The organism is SAR86 cluster bacterium (genome assembly GCA_023703575.1).
GTDB lineage: Bacteria > Pseudomonadota > Gammaproteobacteria > Magnimaribacterales > Magnimaribacteraceae > Magnimaribacter.
In genome coordinates this window covers 1400639-1416569 of sequence record CP097969.1, presented here as the reverse complement: position 1 = coordinate 1416569, position 15931 = coordinate 1400639, and the positions used below count along the sequence as shown (strand labels likewise).

The following is a 15931-nucleotide window of genomic DNA, read 5'->3' as shown; positions in this document are numbered from 1 at the left end:
AAATTCAGGCAGGCAAGCAGCAATGAACATAATTTTAAAGCATTCAGGTTTTTTTGAAAGTTTTAAAGTATCTCTTTGTCACATAAAAAATTTTGTTGGAGCGTGTTTATTTTGAAGATAAGTGAACAAATAGAAAAAACCCATAAAGACTTTGAGGTATTTTTTAAAGAGGAGTTAAACCTTGATTTAAAGAAATTAGATATGTCTGAGGTACGCGATAAATTTAAGGAACTTGTTCTCAAAGATGATCCGATCTTTACAGAGGAAAATCAAGCTGAGGATTCTTTTCTGTATATTTATCACTACAGAGAAATACAAGAGATAAAAAGAGTGTCAAACTATTTGTTGGAGTTAAACCAACGAAATTTATATGCAAAATTCATGATGGAGTTTTTTAATGATTCATCACCTTCAGGACTAGAAGAACTCAAGGTTCATCAGATAAATAATGAATCAGACAAGGTTTGGTTTTCCAGAGATGAATCTTCCAAAGACCTCATCAATTCTTGGAGATCGGAAAGGTTTAGTTCTTATTTATAAGTTATTCTTCCGACTGTTTTAATTTCTCTAGACTTATTTTGTCTTTGAGGCTCATTAGATAGGCTGAACCTGCAAGAATAAAAATTGCACCTGCCTCCCACATGACCATAATCGCATCCATTTCTTTCGTTTGCATTATAATCAAACGACACAGAGCAGTGATTGCAACAATGATTGGAAGAGTAACAGGTATCCTATTAGTGCTATAGAAAGCCCCAACCATGGCGAGGATTTCTGCATAAATAAAAAGCATGAATAGATCACCTAGTAAGATTTCTCTTTGTAAGATCATCTCATAGAGATACATGGCCGAAGCTATACATGTTGATATTCCAATTAGTGCTAGAAGTAATTTTTCACTTGCTATGGTGGTCCAACTCAAACCTTTATTCATGCCGGTGTTAAGAAATTTATTAAATCTTTCTTTCATAATTAAACTATAAATACCCAAATGAGATTTGTCAGTAAAACTGATATTGTCAGTAACACACTAATTCGATGAAGAGTAGCAAAAAGTTTATCATTTCCATCATCTCTAGCCCTATTTGTTGCTCCTATCATGGAATTGCAGATTAAACCTGCTAAGAAGGTAAAAACTCCAACGCAATATGCGATTATTAAATTAGAGCCCTCTAAAAAGGCTAATAAGGTTAATAAAATCCCAGCTAGAGTTATTGACTTAAAAAGTTTTGGAAATAGAGATCTTAATATTACTGGTCTGCTTTCTTCGGGTAAGTCTCGAAAAACTGTAGGTGCAACAAAGGCGGACTGAAATATAATCAAACCACAAACTAAACCTGAAATTAAGATTTGAGCAAATAACATAACTTTTAATTTTTATATATTTTAATAAGGAACATTATAAATTTTTGAGATATTTTTTGATAAATCTTCTTTGTCGAAGAAAGTAGGTTTGTATTCTTCTTGAATGTACAAATCCATTTGATCAGCAAAATGCGTAGAGCTCTCGTCTTGAGTAGCACTACCATATTGATGAATGCTTTTAGATTTTTGTTGACCATCCTTATCCCAACTTACATGAATGTAAAGTCCATCTCCTCCCGCAGCTTTTAAATCTCCTGCTTCATCATTTCTTCCATAAATAGCCCTTAGAACATCGGGACCGCCTTGCACTGACTCTTTTTTACTTCCCCTAACAATAAAATTTCTTTCTGACCAAGGCGGGTCAACTCTTCCGTAAGTTTGCATTAATTCTTTCACGCATTCTCTAAAGGATATTTCAGGATCTTGAGGAATTCTTTGCCCCTGTTCAGAAATCCATTCACTCGACAGTACACATACCCCGAGTGCCGCAGAAGTATTCTTAAAATCTGTTGCCAAGTCCCACTTTTTTAAAATATCTCGCGCATAATTTAGTTCATCAGACTCGAAATCTTTGTTGAATAATTCAGATACGTACTTGTAAGATCTAGATTGCCTTGAGTATTTATTATCAAACTTTATGTCATCAAAATCCTTTTCGTTTAGCTTGTTGTTTTGGCTAAAAAGTTCAATTGATCTGTATGCTCTATTAGTCATCCTAGTTTGTAGACCCAAAGTAGGAGAATAATTATTTGATAACAAGTTGTCTTTCTCACCCGTTACCTTGAATGGATCTTGATTTGTGCTCGCAATCCATCCTGAGGATGGGTTTTGAAGTTGTGGAATTGACTCAAAATTTACATATTTATCCCAAACAAGATCAGACCTTGAACCATCGATGACATTTTTCCAATCTATTCCCTCTTTTCTAAGCGGTGAGGAAGAATTATGAAGGAAATATATATTATCTTCTCTATCGGCATAAACACCGTTGAAAGATATTATAGATCTCATTTTCATAGCTTCTAGCCAATCTTCAAGAGAATTTGATTTATTCATCGCGTACCATTGATTGACTTGTTTGATATCACTCATTCCCGAAAACCTAAGGGCATAGCTTTTATCAGCTACTTCCAATACAGGGCCATGAACTGAATACTTTGCCTCTCTCTTAACCGTCCATTTGAGAGGTCCAAATAGTTTGATTGGAAGTCTTACCATCTCAATTTTGAAATCTACCCATTCTCCATCAAGTAGGTATTGATTTTCATTTTCTGGATTAACTTCGAGCAAGTAACTATCAGAAAGATCGGGTTTATTGACTGTAAATCCCCAAGCTATATTTTCATTAAACCCTACAAATACAAAAGGTGAGCCAGGAAAAAGGCCACCCATCATATTCCATCCTTCATCACTTCTCACATGCGCTTCATACCAAGCTAAAGGTCCGTCGAGTGGTTGATGCGAATTAATAATAATTCTTGTAGATTGATCATACGTCTTACGAGAGTTGACAGCTAAAACATTAGAACCGGTTACAAATTCTTGATTTCGATACAAGCTTGTATATTCCTCTTTTAGATCGGATTCTCTCTGAAGTTTCTCTATAGAACTTACAACACCAGAAAAGAAAAGATTCTGTATTGAGAACCCTGCCACAATATCTTTTTCTGTAACTGGAAAGAAGTGGTTATAGCCATTACTTGGATTTTTTATCATCCAATAATTTATACCTGCTGCATAAGCTTCAATAACTTTACGAACATCTGCATTTAAATCATTTGTATAGTTTTCATCAATTTGTTCTCTTATCTTAAGAACCTTAATTAGATAATCTTGTATGGCACCATCAATTCCATCTTTTAGACCCATTTCTGCTCTATACAGATACATATTTTCTGCAATATTTTTAAAGTCATCCTCTGCATGTGCATAAGCTAATCCAAAGGCAGCATCTGCATCAGTCTTACCGTAGACGTGAGGTACCCCCCAAACATCTCTTGTAATTTGTGCTTTATATGAGCTAGATTTTTCAAGGTAGATGCTAATCTGCGAATCATCCATAGACTTACATGAGATAAGCATCACTAAAATGATTAAAGTTAAAGAAATTCTTATCATAATTATCGGCAAATGCATAACAATCTTACAGAATAAGGTCTTATATGAATAAAATATTTTTTTGTTTTTTCCCCACTTAAGTTATATTTTAGATTCATGATTATAAGGAGATAAAATTATGAATATCATAAGAACATTATTTACCATAATTTCTTTATCATTTATTGCAAGCAATTCATTTGCTTCAAATGAAGATACCGCTAGATCTTGGATAAATGCTGCCTATACTGGAAAAGAGGAGATGATCGCCTCAGTCAGAGATAATATGGCAGAAGATGGTTTGAATTATCCAGGTAGGTTTGTTGGATTTGGATTCAATTGGAATCCAGACTTAGATGAAGGAAAAATGATTGTCCAAAGAGTAATCTCAGGTAGTCCTGCAGAAGGAATTTTAGAGCCAGGCGATGAATTTATTTCTGTAGAAGGTATTGAGGTGAATCAAAAAAATATTGATGATGAGAAATTACCTTTTTCTGGGCTCCCAGGAAAGATAGTAAACGCAGTGATATTACGTAATGGTGAGGAAATGAACATTGCTGTGACGCGAGGGATTGTTAATTCATCCAATACGAAGTCACAAGTTCTAGAAAATTTATCCGGCGCAGATGCAGGAAACTGGACCACCATTGAACATCGTATAAACGAAGTTGCTTCTAATATGAGTGATAATACTGTTTATGTTTGGCACTGGCATAAATCCCTTAATAGAACTTTTGATTTAGAATTTGAACAAAATGTTGTGACAAGACTTGCTTTTAATGATGAAGGAAAGGTTATAGCTATAGGAGATCTTTCAGAGGAAAGACTTGCGCAAAGTCAATTAGGATTCTCTCTTACAAGATAATTTAATTCAAATGGCAGTTCATATCATGGGCTGCCATTAATTCTTATATCATGCGCCCGAAGGAGATATTCTTGTTCTACCTTTTATGGTTATGACTTCAACAAGATCACCAACTTCAAATTTATAATCACTAATTTCTTGTACTACAGAAATTGTTCTCCCATCGTCCATATTGATGGTCAGCTGGATTCCTTCAACAGACTGAATATTTTTAGATACATTGCCACCTATGGTAGCTCCTATAGCTCCTCCTAATACAGCTCCTATTTCAGATTCAGGTTTAGAGTCACTTACTTGACTTCCTGCTGCAGCACCTACTAATCCACCTACGATAGTTCCGGACTTTGTCTCTCCTTCTATTGATACTCTTTTTAAAGAGACTACTTCTCCGTAAAGTACATTTGAAATTCTTTGTGAAGAGTCACGATCGTACGTATCAGGTTTTAGAGATGAATTGGCACAACTTGTTAGAAAACAGATATAAGTTATTAGTAGAATAAATTGTTTCATTCTTGTTTAGCTATAAATAGAACTTTCAAATTCTTTAAGGGTATTAAGGCATCCGCCTTCAGAAAAAGGAAGCATTTGCATTAAAATGACTGCGGCAATTTCATTTTTTGGATCAATCCAAAAAAACGAGTTAAATAAGCCAGCCCATCCTGCACTATTCTTCGGTCGCCCGGAATCTATGTCTTCATGATTAATCATGAAACCTGGACTCCAAGATTTGGTGGATGAGGGAAAAAAATCTACATCCTCAGAAAGCATGGGTGCCTGCGAAAGCATTTGTTTCATAACTAACTCTTCATTCAGGCTTTTGAGCATAGACTTATGGGAAGAGATAGAAATTATCTGTCTGTCAGGTCCTTGGCCTGCATTCAGGAAAATCTTAAGAAACTTCGAATAATCTTCAATGCTGGATATAAGGTTTCCTCCACCGGAGTAAAATGAGGATTTTTCAGGAACTTCGAAGGGCATTTCAAAGTATTCATTGTCATTTCGTCCGTAAACTTTAGCTACTCGTGAATGTTTGCTTTTATCAAGATCATAAGATGTGTTAGCCATTTCTAATGGCTCAAAAATATTAGTATGCATGTATTCTTGTAGAGAGCATTCACTGATTTTCTCTATCAACACACCCAGCCAATCAATCCCAATACCATATTCCCAGCTTGTACCGGGTTCAAAGATTAGTGGAGCTTTTAGAAACTCGTCATTATTTGCGAAGGCACTTTGTAAATCACCTCTCTCAACAAGTTTAGCTATTGATTCGTTCCATATTTCGTAAGCAAAACCAGAGGTATGTGTTAACAGATGTCCGATATTTATATCATTTGATACATCAGTTAATATTGCGTCACCGTTCTCATCAAATCCTTGAATGACTTTTTTATCGCTAATTTCTGGAAAAAAATCTTTTAAATTTGTATCTAGGGAAAGAATATCTCTATCTATCAATTGATAAATACACGTTGAGGTTATTGCCTTGGTCATAGAAGCAATTCTAAAAAGCGTATTATCATCAACTGGATTTTTATTCTCTAGATCATTAAAACCAAAATGACCTTTGTATAGGTTACTGTCCCTAGATATAACCGCAGCCGATATAGCGGGGACTTTTTGCTTAGCAGCATTCTCTAAAATATTATCTATTTTTGGAGAATCTATTTGCATTTTAGAGACTTGTGAATTTATCTAAGTGGAAATCAGCATTTCCAAATTGAGAGTCAATAACGAGTAATCTTTTAAAGAAATGACCTATCCTTAACTCTTCGGTGACTCCCATACCTCCGTGAAGTTGAACGGCACTTTCTCCTACAAATATTCCAGATTTACCAATCAAATGTTTTAAAGCATGAATAGTTCTTTGAGAAAGAGACGGATCTTGAACAGTTTCCATGGTGGCACGAAATAACAGAGATTTACACTGTTCATACTCCATAAACATATCTACCATTCGATGTTGAAGTACTTGAAAATCTGATAGTGGATGATCGAACTGTTCTCTCTGCTGAGTGTATTCCACTGTGTCTTTATATAACACTTCCATGGCTCCGACAGCCTCGGCTGCTAAAGCCAAGATAGCATCATTTACCACTGCTTGAAGAATGGAAAACCCTTTATCTTTTTCTCCGATGAGGCATTCTGATGTTACTTGTACATCTTTGAATGAAATTTCAGAAGCCCTAAGACCGTCAACAGTTGGGAAATTCTCTCTGTCTATTCCTTCAGCATCTGCATCTATAAGAAATAAACTGATCCCGTCTTCATCTACCTGACTACCATTTGTTCTGGCAACCACAACGATTTTATCTGCCGATTGTGCATTGAGTACCATAGATTTTTTACCATTGATAATGAAACCATCACCTTCTTCCCTGGCTGAGGTTGCAACATCCTCTATATCAAATCTGCTTTGTTCTTCTGCATAAGCGAGAGTAATTTGTAAACTACCATCTATGAGCTTAGGAATGATTGAGTCTTTAATTTCTTTAGAACCTCCTCTTTTTATAGATCCTCCACCCAAAACTATATTCGCTAAAAAAGGTTCAAGTACCAATCCTTTACCGAATTGCTCCATGAGGACTAATGTATCTATCTGGTTACCACCAAACCCTCCATCCTCTTCACTAAATGCCAATCCGAGCCAGCCTAATTCGGCCATAGATGACCAGTATTCTTTACTAAAGCCAGGATCTTCTGAGCTTATTTTTATTCTATTCGAAAGGTCATAGTTTTCTTGAACAAAACGTTCGACGCTTTGCTGAATCATTTTCTGTTCTTCAGACAGTTCAAAATTCATTTTGAGCTACTTTTTGTGAGACCCAGAACTTTTTTTGCGACAATATCCTTTTGGACTTCGCTTGCTCCGCCATAGATTGTGAAATATCGACTATTTAAATATCCTGCCGTTCCTCCTTTTGCGAAAGAAGGGCCAACACCTTTGTCACCCCAAGCAGAAGAGTATATCCCGCTGGCTTCGACGGTAAGTTTCTGAATTCGTTGCTTAATCTCTGTCCCTTTAAGTTTTAAGATCGAGGATTCAGGACCAGGCTCACCACCAGCTGCTGCCGAAGCTAAGCTTCTCAACTCAGTGAACTCCGTGGCTAACAAATCTATTTCTAACTCACCCACTTTAGATTTATAACTAGAATTATCCATGAGATTTCCGTTCCCTCTTTGTATGGATCGAGCATTATCTTTGAGTTGTTCTAGCTCTACTAAAGATTTAGATAATCCTGCCAATCCAGTTCTTTCATGTTCAAGCAGCCCTTTTGCATAGGTCCAACCTTTACCCTCTTCACCAATTCTATTTTCAACAGGGACTTTTACATCTGTAAAATGCACTGTATTAACAGTATGTGAACCTCCTAATGTGATTATTGGTTTGACCTCTATACCTTCTTGCTTCATGGGAAACAACAAAAAGGTGATTCCTTGCTGTTTAATTCCCGAATCATCTGTTCTTGTAAGACAAAATATCCAATCCGCAACGTGAGCCAAAGTTGTCCATATTTTTGAACCATTTACTGTGTAATAAGTTCCGTCATCTGACAACACAGCTTTTGTTTTAAGGTTTGCTAAATCTGAACCAGCTCCGGGCTCGGAATAACCCTGGCACCAATTTACCTTTCGATCTCTAATATCGGGTAGGAATCTATTTTGCTGTTCTTCATTTCCGTAATTCATCAATATGGGTGCCAACATACCGAGTCCAAAAGGGAGATCAAAAGGGATATTCGCCTTTGCTGTCTCCTGTTCCCAAATATAATGTTGAGTTGGAGTCCATCCTGGACCGCCAAATTTTTCTGGCCACTTAGGTACATCCCAGCCGCCTTTTTCTCTGGCTTTTTCAAACCAGCCCAATCTCCAGGAGAAATAGTCTTCTCCAGATTTAATTTTATTTTCTTCGAAAAAAGATCTAACTTCATCCCTAAATGCAAGATCTTCACTGCTTAGATTTATATCCATATTAATTAATGAAATAGTTGAAAATGAGCGTAAATACTAATGTTTTTTGACTTCGAAAGCTAGGAAAATAGAGCTTTTAAAGATTCTTTAATATTTTTTTCATTTTCCTATTAAGATAAACAAATTATGGAAGAACTATTAGAAAAATTTAACGATGAGTTTCGTGGACCGTCCATGGAATTTTTTAATCTAAAGTATGATTCTATTGAAGATGAGCAAATCTGGTTTTCTTGTGAATTCAATAAAATGTCAGGAAATCCAATGGGTTTCGTTCAGGGTGGAATGATCTCTGCAGCTTTAGATGACGCTACCTCTGCAGCAATGATTGTTGCTTATCAAGAAAAAAAGGCCCCTATGAGCACCAATTTAAATATTTCGTTTCATCGACCACTCGCATTAGGAAAAGCAAAAATGAAAGTAAATTTAGTAAAATTAGGAACCAGAAGTGCTACTTCGGAGGGTAGAATATTCAATTTGGAGGGTGAGTTAGTTGCTACACTGATGCATACAGCTCAGCCTGTAGATATTGGATAGAAAGTATAGGAGAGATATATGAAACCAGTATGTTTGGTATTTGGAGCAGGAGCGGGAATCGGTGGAACAGTTGCAGCTAAATTTGCTGAAGAAGGCTATCATTCTTTTTTATGCAGACGTTCCGATAAAGAAGGTTTAGATAAATTAATTGGAGATATAGAAGCCTCTGGAGGCTCTGCTTCAGGACAACTCCTTAATGCAATAGAAGAGGATGCAATAGAAGAAGTCATAAACAAGGTCGAATCTGATGTTGGTCCGATAGAGGTAGTTATTTATAACTTAGGAGCCCAAACAGGCATGAAGCTGCTGAGTCAAACAACTTATAAAGAATTTGAATGGGGATGGAAAATGGCAAGCTTTGGTTTATTTAGAGTTGCTAAGATGCTTTGTCCGTTAATGGTTGAAAGGGGAAAAGGTACAATATTAGTGACTTCAGCCACCGCTGCGATGAGAGGAAATGCAACCCAGCATTCTCATGCAGCAGCTATGGCAGCAAGAAGAATGCTTTGTCAGTCCCTAAATGCTGAATTTTCATCCAAAGGAATACATGTTGCACACATTATTGTAGATGGCGCTGTAGATGCTCCAGATACACTAGGTAAGATGTTGGGACCTGAAATGTATCAGCAGCTAAGAGAAACAAAAGGTATGGAACATGACGGACTGCTATTACCCAAGGAAATAGCAAAAACGTATTATCATTTATCTCAACAACATCGATCTGCTTGGACTCATGAATTGGATTTAAGAGCTTTTTCAGATCTAGCGTGGTGGAATCATGCCACTATGCTCGATGATGATAAATAGTAAGACTTAAGTATTTAAGGGAAAATCTGCTTTTTCGTCGAAGGCTATTATTTCTTCAAAAGAGTTCATAGCTCTAAGCACATCTAAATCTTGTCTTTGTCCTCCTATAATTTGAAGGGAAGCAGGTAAACCTGAATCCAACAAAGAGATTGGGATCACCCCAGCAGGATTTCTTGTCATATTGATACCCATTGTAAAATCAACCCAAGATGGAGTTTCATTTCCATTTACAAAACCGTCTCCTTCAAGTTTAGGTGCCTGTCCACAAGTTGCAGGTGTAATAATTAGAGGAGCTTCTTCGAAGAATTTTTCTAACTGATAGCCTAACTTATGACATGAGTCTATTGCAGAAGCATATGAAGCTCCATCCATGTTAGTTCCCATTTCGATAAAGAATCTAAGTAAAGGATCTATTTTCTCAAAGTCTTTCGTACCCATTAAGTGTTGTTGTCTTCTTGCACATGCACAAGCCCAAAATATCATCCAATCATCAACAGGATTTTCTTTCCATATGGTTTCTTTTTCTATTATCTCAACCCCTGCATTGGAAAGTAAATTTATAGCCTCTTCACATTTAGATAGAACTTCTTCATCTACGGTTGAGAAGCCCATTGTTGGTGACCATATAGCAGTTTTAGGTACGTCATTAATTAATTCATCTGACCAATTTAAATTATCTGATTCTAAAGAAAAAATATCTGTTGGATCTGGTCCAATAGTTGCGTCTAGAGCTAAAGCATTATCTTGAGTTGTATTAGCCATAGGGCCTTTTACCGTCAACAGGCCTGATCCTGGGGGTGTCTTTCCTCCTATGGGAATCCTTCCTTGAGATGTCTTTATGCCTGATAGTCCGCCCAATGCAGCAGGTATTCTGATAGATCCACCTCCATCAGATCCTGTTCCAAGAGGAATCATTCCCGAAGCTAAAGCCGCTGAAGTTCCTCCAGATGAGCCACCGGCTGAATATTGAAGATTCCATGGATTTTTTGTGCTCCCAAAAGGTACATTGTCAGTCTTTCCTTTATGACCAAACTCTGGTGTATTGGTTTTACCAAGGATTACACACCCTTGATCTCTCATTCTTTGGACTAAAATTGAATCTTCATCTGCTGGAGTATCATTGATATGCAACTCTGAACCAAAACTAGTTATAAATCCTTTTGCATCCTCTAGATCTTTTACACCGATGGGGATTCCAGCAAGTATTCCAACCTCTTCACCTTTCATTATTGCTGAATCAATTTGCTCTGCTTGCAGAAGTGCGTCTTCCGGATTGATGGAACAGAAAGCATTTATCTCTCCATCGAACTTTTCGATATTATTTAAAGCTGATTGTGTTAACTCCCTAGCAGATATTTTCTTTCCTTGAATATTGCTGACTAACTCTTTCAATGAATAATCTCTAAAGTCCATAGTATTCTCTCCAATAATTGAAATGATGTTATCATTTTTTTAATACTAAAATTTTAAATTAACCATGAATTTCGAACACACACAAAAAACCAAAGATCTTATAGTGCAAGTCTCAGACTTTATCGATCAAAAGATAAAACCTAAAGAGGCAGAATATACTCAGGCTATGAATTCTTTTAGAGAGTCCGGTAATCCGTGGCAAGTTCCGGAAGTATTAACTGAACTCAAATCAGAAGCAAAAGCAGAAGGTTTGTGGAATTTTTCCTTAACGGGTGATGAGGGTTATGGACTAACCAATCTCGAATTCGCACCTCTTGCTGAGATGATGGGAGTTGGGTGGACATCTGAAGTTTTTAATTCATCTGCACCAGATGCTGGCAATATGGAAGTTCTAGATAAGTACGGCAGTAGTTATCAGAAAGAAAAATGGCTAAAGCCTCTATTAGATGGTCAGATTCGATCAGCGTTTGCCATGACTGAGCCAAATGTGGCCTCTTCAGATGCAACGAACATTGCCAGCACTATATCTAAAGATGGTGATGATTATGTGATCAATGGAGAAAAATGGTGGACTTCTGGGTATGGCAGGCCTGACTGTGAATTTATGATTTTCATGGGAGTTTCAAATCCTGATGCTCCTAAGCATCAAAGACAATCTCAGATAATTATTCCAAAAGACACTCCGGGTATAACTTTGCAAAGAATGTTAACTGTTTACGGTTCAGATCATGCACCTAATGGTCATGCCCATTTAAAATTTGATGATGTGAGGATACCAAAAGAAAATATTATTTTAGGCGAAGGAAGAGGTTTTGAAATTGCTCAAGGCCGTCTCGGCCCTGGCCGTATTCATCATTGTATGAAAATAATTGGAGCTGCTGAACTTGCCTTAGAACTACTTTGTAAAAGAGCCTCAACACGCAAAGCCTTTGGTAAAGCAATTGCAGAATTAGGTGGTAACTTTGATGTTATAGCCAAGTGTCGTAATGAAATTGAGATGTGCAGATTGTTAACTCTTAAGGCAGCATACATGATGGATACTTTAGGTAACAAGGAAGCTAAAAGCGAAATAGCACAACCGAAAGTTGAAGTACCATCAATGGCGGTTAGAGTAATAGAAAGAGCTATACAAATTCATGGAGGAGCTGGAGTTTCTCAAGATACACCTTTAGCTAGTCTTTACAGTTCAATTAGATATCTGCGCATAGGTGATGGGCCGGATGAGGTACACATGAGGACAATTGCTAAAGAGGAACTCAAAAAGTACGTGGACTCAGCTTAGTTTTACTTCTTTTGATTTAGGATATCTGCAATTGTCTTTTTCTTTGATTTTATAGATAGCATTTTCTTAGCGAATCCCATTTCTTTGTCTGCATTGATTTTATTCAATTTGTATTGCTCTGAGTCCTGAGTAGCAATAATAATCCTTCCTGAGTCAGTATCTAAGCGAATGCTATCCGATTTAAACACTTTATTTTTCTTTGATATAACAACAGCCTCAACATCATTATTAAGATCTTCAGGATGACATCCTTCAATCAATTTTTTAAGCTCTTTTAGTTTCATAAAATTATTAAAGGAGAGAGCAGAAATTTGGTATTTTATTTAAAATCTTCTGCGAGACTTTTCACGGTAGATAATGCTATTTCTTTAGTTTTAATATTATATTTGGGATGATTAACGCCGGCGTACATCATTTCTGTACGCTTAAAATCTTCTATCATCTGTTTGCTTAATCTAAAAAATATTTCTTCCTTGATTGAGTCATTACTCCTTTTTTTATCTCCATATATTCTTTTATTTTCACCAATCTGAATCCATATCTTATCAAGCAAATCCAGTATTTCTGGAAAGTCAGAATTCTTATCACCTGAATATTTAACGGTTTCTACTATTCCTATGAGGGCAGTTTGCTCTTCAAATATTGCACTTTCTTTAAAAAGAAGTGAAATTTTGGAGCCTATTGATATAGACCTCACATCACAGTTTTCAAGAGAATTCGACATTCTTTATAGCAGCTAATTTATGAATTAATTTGAAAGGCTTATATATTTTATATTCTTTTTCACGAGAAGACTATTTGAAGATAAGTTTCTGGTTAAGTCTATAAGGCTTTGCTAAAATTAGTCAATTGCAAAGGGGTGGCTTCGGCCTGAGATCATTGAAACTCTTTGAACCTGATCCATACAATAATGGCGGAGGAATTGCATGCTAAAACGTATATTTTTATTTTTTTCAGTTTTCTTTATTCTCTTTCCTGCTCATACTGACGCAATTGATGAGATTGTCGCAAGTGGTGATTGGCGGGACACCAATTTAAGTGAAGTTGATAGCAGTCTCATTCTTGTTAATGATGAAGATATCCAAAAAAAGCAATACAAGCATTTTGAGGATATCACTTACTTAATTCCAAATCTTAATTTTGCCGCTAGTGATTCAAGACCGCGATATTTTCAGATCAGAGGAATTGGAGAACGATCTGGATATGAAGGAACTCCAAATTCTTCAGTTGGATTTTTGATTGACGACATAGACTTTTCAGGTCAAGCAGGTATAGCTTCTGTATACGATATTGACCAAGTAGAAGTTTATAGAGGTCCCCAAGGTTCTAGGATGGGTGCTAGTTCACTTGCAGGAATGATATACATTAAAACTAAGGATCCTAAGGACTTATTTGAAGCAAACGGAGAAATAACCATTGGTAATTACGGAAGGAACGACTTGAGTGCGTCAATTAATATTCCTTTCACAAAAGGCTTAAAATCGAGATTAAGTATAAGGAAAGAAGATTTTGATGGGTTCAGGGAAAATTTATTTTTAAACAGAGATGACACTTCTAGGAAAGATGAGCAGTCTCTTAGACTCAAGACTAATTGGTTGATTAATGATGCCACCTCTTTTGATCTAGTCTATTTTGATAACAATTTTGATGATCCTGCAGATATATGGACTATTGATGGCTCTCTAAATACCCTTTCAGATAGACCTGGTATGGACTCTCAAGATACAAGAGCTCTAGGTGTAAATCTCGAATTTATAAACAGGCTAAATACTCTCAAGGTTTTATATTCTAAAACAGATACAGATGTAGTTTTTAGTTACGATGCCGATTGGGGTAATGCACAGTCACACTTTCCCTATGTCTATGATTATTTTTCTGAAACTCTTAGACATAGAGAAACTTCTAATATAGAACTTAGAATACTATCCAATAAATTGGATACAAATTTTTCTAATCAAATACAGTGGATAGCTGGATTTTCATTTTATGAAATTGATGAATCCAATGATAGAAAAGATGATGGGGCTTACGGAGATCCAAACGATGGTTTCGGAACTTTCTACAGTGAATCATTTTTCTCTAGTGATTATTCTTCAGAAAGCAAATCCCTTTTTGGAAATTTGGATTACCTTATAAGTGAAACATTAAAGCTCTCTTTTGGTTTTAGATGGGAGGATTGGGATGCTGATTATTTAGATTCAAATGAAGAATTATTCACACCTGATGATTCAATGAATGGAGGAAAAATATCTCTCATTAACTCTTTAGATAATGATCTTAAATACTATCTGAGCATTGCAAAGGGTTACAAACAGGGTGGTTTTAACTTAGGAACTGGTTTAAATAGTTCTTCACTAATAGAAGCAGTATCTTATTCACCCGAATACCTAACCAACTACGAGTTTGGAATAAGCAAATATTTCTTTTCTTCAAAAACTTTTTTAGATTTAGTAATTTTTTATTCAGACAGAAGAGATCAACAAGTTTTGTCATCAACTCAAGTCGACCCACAAGACCCTAATACATTCTTATTTTTAACAAAAAATGCAGCTGAAGGTAGAAATTATGGAGCCGAGTTAAGTCTAAATTCTGAAATTTCAGACACTATCAGTATGTTTTTAAACTTAGGAATACTCGAAACAGAAATAAGGCAGTATCAATCAAGACCTGATTTAGAGGGGAGGGAGCAAGCACATGCGCCTGACTATAGCTTTTCTGCAGGATTGAGCTGGGACATATCAAATAATCTGGAATTACTATTGGACTTGAATGGCAAAAGTGACTTTTATTATTCAGATTCTCATAATAATACTTCCGATGATTACATCCTTACAAATATAAATATGATTTATAAGAAAGATAAAATTAATTTAAATTTCTGGATACGAAATATTTTTGATGAATATTATTCTTTAAGAGGGTTTTATTTCGGTAATGAACCTCCTGCTTTCGAAGATACTTTGTATGAACGTCATGGGGATCCACGTAATTATGGTCTAACATTCCGATATGAATTTTAGATAACATCAATGGAGATTCTTGCTGTCTCTTTGGCAATTATTTATCTTTTACTTGCAGTTAAGCAAAATATTCTATGTTGGCTTGCGGCTATCTTAAGCTCATCGCTTTACTTCTTCATAATGTACTCAGCAGGACTTTACATGGAGGCCTTTTTGCAAATATTTTATATTTTGATGGCTTTATATGGATGGTCGCAGTGGCAAGTAAAAGAAACTGAATTACTTGTGACAAATTGGAATTTTAGTAATCATCTAAAATCATTGATGCTGATAATTGTTTTGACAATCATTTCTGGTTATCTATTAGCTAAATATACTAAAGCATCGCTTCCATATTTTGATGCATTTACCACTTGGGGTGCTGTTGTAGCCACTTATATGGTAGCTAAAAAATTGCTTGAAAATTGGATTTATTGGTTTGTAATTGATTTTGTATCAGTATTTCTATTTATCTCAAGAGAGCTATACATAACGGCTTTTCTTTTTACTGGTTATTTAATAATAATAGTATTTGGTTACCTGGCCTGGAAAAGATCTATGCTTCAAACAAAAAGGGGTTAATATAAATTAACCCCT

The 15931-nt window shown here is 35.9% G+C and carries 17 protein-coding genes and 1 riboswitch; of the genes, 7 read left to right on the top strand and 10 right to left on the bottom strand.

Annotation, left to right across the window (positions count from 1 at the left end):
• Nucleotides 1-111: 111 nt before the first annotated feature.
• Nucleotides 112-540, top strand: coding sequence for a hypothetical protein (locus M9C83_07200; GenBank protein ID URQ66428.1), 429 nt, complete (start codon nt 112-114; stop codon nt 538-540).
• 1 nt (nt 541) lies between these two features.
• Here the strand turns inward: M9C83_07200 and M9C83_07195 are convergent, their stop codons facing one another.
• Genes M9C83_07195 through M9C83_07185 form a run of 3 tightly spaced genes read right to left on the bottom strand, consistent with a single transcriptional unit; the run spans nt 542 to nt 3483 of the window.
• Nucleotides 542-970, bottom strand: a complete 429-nt coding sequence (locus M9C83_07195; GenBank protein URQ66427.1) for a phosphate-starvation-inducible PsiE family protein — start codon at nt 968-970, stop codon at nt 542-544.
• A 2-nt stretch (nt 971-972) separates the two neighbouring features.
• Entirely contained in the window at nt 973-1365 is a 393-nt protein-coding gene (locus M9C83_07190; GenBank protein ID URQ66426.1) for a DUF4149 domain-containing protein, read from the bottom strand.
• A 21-nt stretch (nt 1366-1386) separates the two neighbouring features.
• Nucleotides 1387-3483, bottom strand: coding sequence for a penicillin acylase family protein (locus M9C83_07185; protein ID URQ66425.1), 2097 nt, complete (start codon nt 3481-3483; stop codon nt 1387-1389).
• A gap of 118 nt (nt 3484-3601) precedes the next feature.
• On the opposite strand from M9C83_07185, the gene M9C83_07180 reads away from it, so the two are divergent.
• Complete coding sequence (locus tag M9C83_07180; protein URQ66424.1) at nt 3602-4327, top strand: hypothetical protein; 726 nt, start codon at nt 3602-3604, stop codon at nt 4325-4327.
• 48 nt (nt 4328-4375) lie between these two features.
• Here the strand turns inward: M9C83_07180 and M9C83_07175 are convergent, their stop codons facing one another.
• The 4 genes from M9C83_07175 to M9C83_07160 are packed head-to-tail and all read right to left on the bottom strand — an operon-like array spanning nt 4376 to nt 8299.
• Nucleotides 4376-4837, bottom strand: coding sequence for a glycine zipper 2TM domain-containing protein (locus tag M9C83_07175; protein URQ66423.1), 462 nt, complete (start codon nt 4835-4837; stop codon nt 4376-4378).
• A gap of 6 nt (nt 4838-4843) precedes the next feature.
• Entirely contained in the window at nt 4844-6001 is a 1158-nt protein-coding gene (locus M9C83_07170; GenBank protein ID URQ66422.1) for a beta-lactamase family protein, read from the bottom strand.
• A 1-nt stretch (nt 6002) separates the two neighbouring features.
• Nucleotides 6003-7130 (bottom strand): acyl-CoA dehydrogenase, encoded by a 1128-nt coding sequence (locus M9C83_07165; GenBank protein ID URQ66421.1) that lies wholly within the window; start codon nt 7128-7130, stop codon nt 6003-6005.
• Nucleotides 7127-8299: an acyl-CoA dehydrogenase family protein gene (locus tag M9C83_07160; GenBank protein ID URQ66420.1), complete on the bottom strand. Its 1173-nt coding sequence runs from the start codon at nt 8297-8299 to the stop codon at nt 7127-7129. Before M9C83_07160 ends, M9C83_07165 begins: the two co-directional genes overlap by 4 nt.
• Nucleotides 8300-8425: 126 nt before the next feature.
• On the opposite strand from M9C83_07160, the gene M9C83_07155 reads away from it, so the two are divergent.
• Nucleotides 8426-8833: a PaaI family thioesterase gene (locus tag M9C83_07155; protein ID URQ66419.1), complete on the top strand. Its 408-nt coding sequence runs from the start codon at nt 8426-8428 to the stop codon at nt 8831-8833.
• 18 nt (nt 8834-8851) lie between these two features.
• A complete protein-coding gene (locus M9C83_07150) occupies nt 8852-9640 on the top strand; it encodes an SDR family NAD(P)-dependent oxidoreductase (protein URQ66418.1) in 789 nt (262 codons plus the stop codon).
• 6 nt (nt 9641-9646) lie between these two features.
• On the opposite strand, the gene M9C83_07145 is transcribed toward M9C83_07150, so the two are convergent.
• Nucleotides 9647-11053 (bottom strand): amidase, encoded by a 1407-nt coding sequence (locus tag M9C83_07145; protein ID URQ66417.1) that lies wholly within the window; start codon nt 11051-11053, stop codon nt 9647-9649.
• A 64-nt stretch (nt 11054-11117) separates the two neighbouring features.
• Between M9C83_07145 and M9C83_07140 the strand changes: the two genes are divergently transcribed.
• The gene (locus M9C83_07140) at nt 11118-12335 is read left to right on the top strand and encodes an acyl-CoA dehydrogenase family protein (protein URQ66416.1); all 1218 of its coding nucleotides are present in this window, start codon (nt 11118-11120) and stop codon (nt 12333-12335) included.
• A gap of 2 nt (nt 12336-12337) precedes the next feature.
• Here M9C83_07140 and M9C83_07135 read toward each other — a convergent pair whose 3' ends face one another.
• Together M9C83_07135 and M9C83_07130 are read right to left on the bottom strand one after the other, a co-directional pair.
• A complete protein-coding gene (locus tag M9C83_07135; protein ID URQ66415.1) occupies nt 12338-12619 on the bottom strand; it encodes a hypothetical protein in 282 nt (93 codons plus the stop codon).
• A gap of 35 nt (nt 12620-12654) precedes the next feature.
• Nucleotides 12655-13059, bottom strand: coding sequence for a DUF3501 family protein (locus M9C83_07130; protein URQ66414.1), 405 nt, complete (start codon nt 13057-13059; stop codon nt 12655-12657).
• Between the two features lie 121 nt (nt 13060-13180).
• Nucleotides 13181-13274: riboswitch (TPP riboswitch) on the top strand.
• On the opposite strand from M9C83_07130, the gene M9C83_07125 reads away from it, so the two are divergent.
• Entirely contained in the window at nt 13262-15355 is a 2094-nt protein-coding gene (locus tag M9C83_07125) for a TonB-dependent receptor (protein URQ66413.1), read from the top strand. (Overlaps the previous riboswitch by 13 nt.)
• 9 nt (nt 15356-15364) lie before the next feature.
• On the top strand, nt 15365-15916 hold the full coding sequence (pnuC, locus tag M9C83_07120) for a nicotinamide riboside transporter PnuC (protein URQ66412.1): 552 nt from the start codon (nt 15365-15367) through the stop codon (nt 15914-15916).
• The last annotated feature ends 15 nt before the right edge of the window (nt 15917-15931 follow it).

What these genes read in the sequence shown, in the direction of transcription:
- M9C83_07175 (URQ66423.1), bottom strand. Translation starts at nt 4,837, where the DNA reads ATGAAACAATTTATTCTACTAATAACTTATATCTGTTTTCTAACAAGT.
- M9C83_07195 (URQ66427.1), bottom strand. Translation starts at nt 970, where the DNA reads ATGAAAGAAAGATTTAATAAATTTCTTAACACCGGCATGAATAAAGGT.
- M9C83_07135 (URQ66415.1), bottom strand. Translation starts at nt 12,619, where the DNA reads ATGAAACTAAAAGAGCTTAAAAAATTGATTGAAGGATGTCATCCTGAA.
- M9C83_07155 (URQ66419.1), top strand. Translation starts at nt 8,426, where the DNA reads ATGGAAGAACTATTAGAAAAATTTAACGATGAGTTTCGTGGACCGTCC.
- M9C83_07140 (URQ66416.1), top strand. Translation starts at nt 11,118, where the DNA reads ATGAATTTCGAACACACACAAAAAACCAAAGATCTTATAGTGCAAGTC.
- M9C83_07150 (URQ66418.1), top strand. Translation starts at nt 8,852, where the DNA reads ATGAAACCAGTATGTTTGGTATTTGGAGCAGGAGCGGGAATCGGTGGA.
- M9C83_07165 (URQ66421.1), bottom strand. Translation starts at nt 7,130, where the DNA reads ATGAATTTTGAACTGTCTGAAGAACAGAAAATGATTCAGCAAAGCGTC.
- M9C83_07170 (URQ66422.1), bottom strand. Translation starts at nt 6,001, where the DNA reads ATGCAAATAGATTCTCCAAAAATAGATAATATTTTAGAGAATGCTGCT.
- M9C83_07130 (URQ66414.1), bottom strand. Translation starts at nt 13,059, where the DNA reads ATGTCGAATTCTCTTGAAAACTGTGATGTGAGGTCTATATCAATAGGC.
- M9C83_07125 (URQ66413.1), top strand. Translation starts at nt 13,262, where the DNA reads ATGCTAAAACGTATATTTTTATTTTTTTCAGTTTTCTTTATTCTCTTT.
- M9C83_07160 (URQ66420.1), bottom strand. Translation starts at nt 8,299, where the DNA reads ATGGATATAAATCTAAGCAGTGAAGATCTTGCATTTAGGGATGAAGTT.
- M9C83_07145 (URQ66417.1), bottom strand. Translation starts at nt 11,053, where the DNA reads ATGGACTTTAGAGATTATTCATTGAAAGAGTTAGTCAGCAATATTCAA.
- M9C83_07190 (URQ66426.1), bottom strand. Translation starts at nt 1,365, where the DNA reads ATGTTATTTGCTCAAATCTTAATTTCAGGTTTAGTTTGTGGTTTGATT.
- M9C83_07180 (URQ66424.1), top strand. Translation starts at nt 3,602, where the DNA reads ATGAATATCATAAGAACATTATTTACCATAATTTCTTTATCATTTATT.
- M9C83_07185 (URQ66425.1), bottom strand. Translation starts at nt 3,483, where the DNA reads ATGATAAGAATTTCTTTAACTTTAATCATTTTAGTGATGCTTATCTCA.
- pnuC (URQ66412.1), top strand. Translation starts at nt 15,365, where the DNA reads ATGGAGATTCTTGCTGTCTCTTTGGCAATTATTTATCTTTTACTTGCA.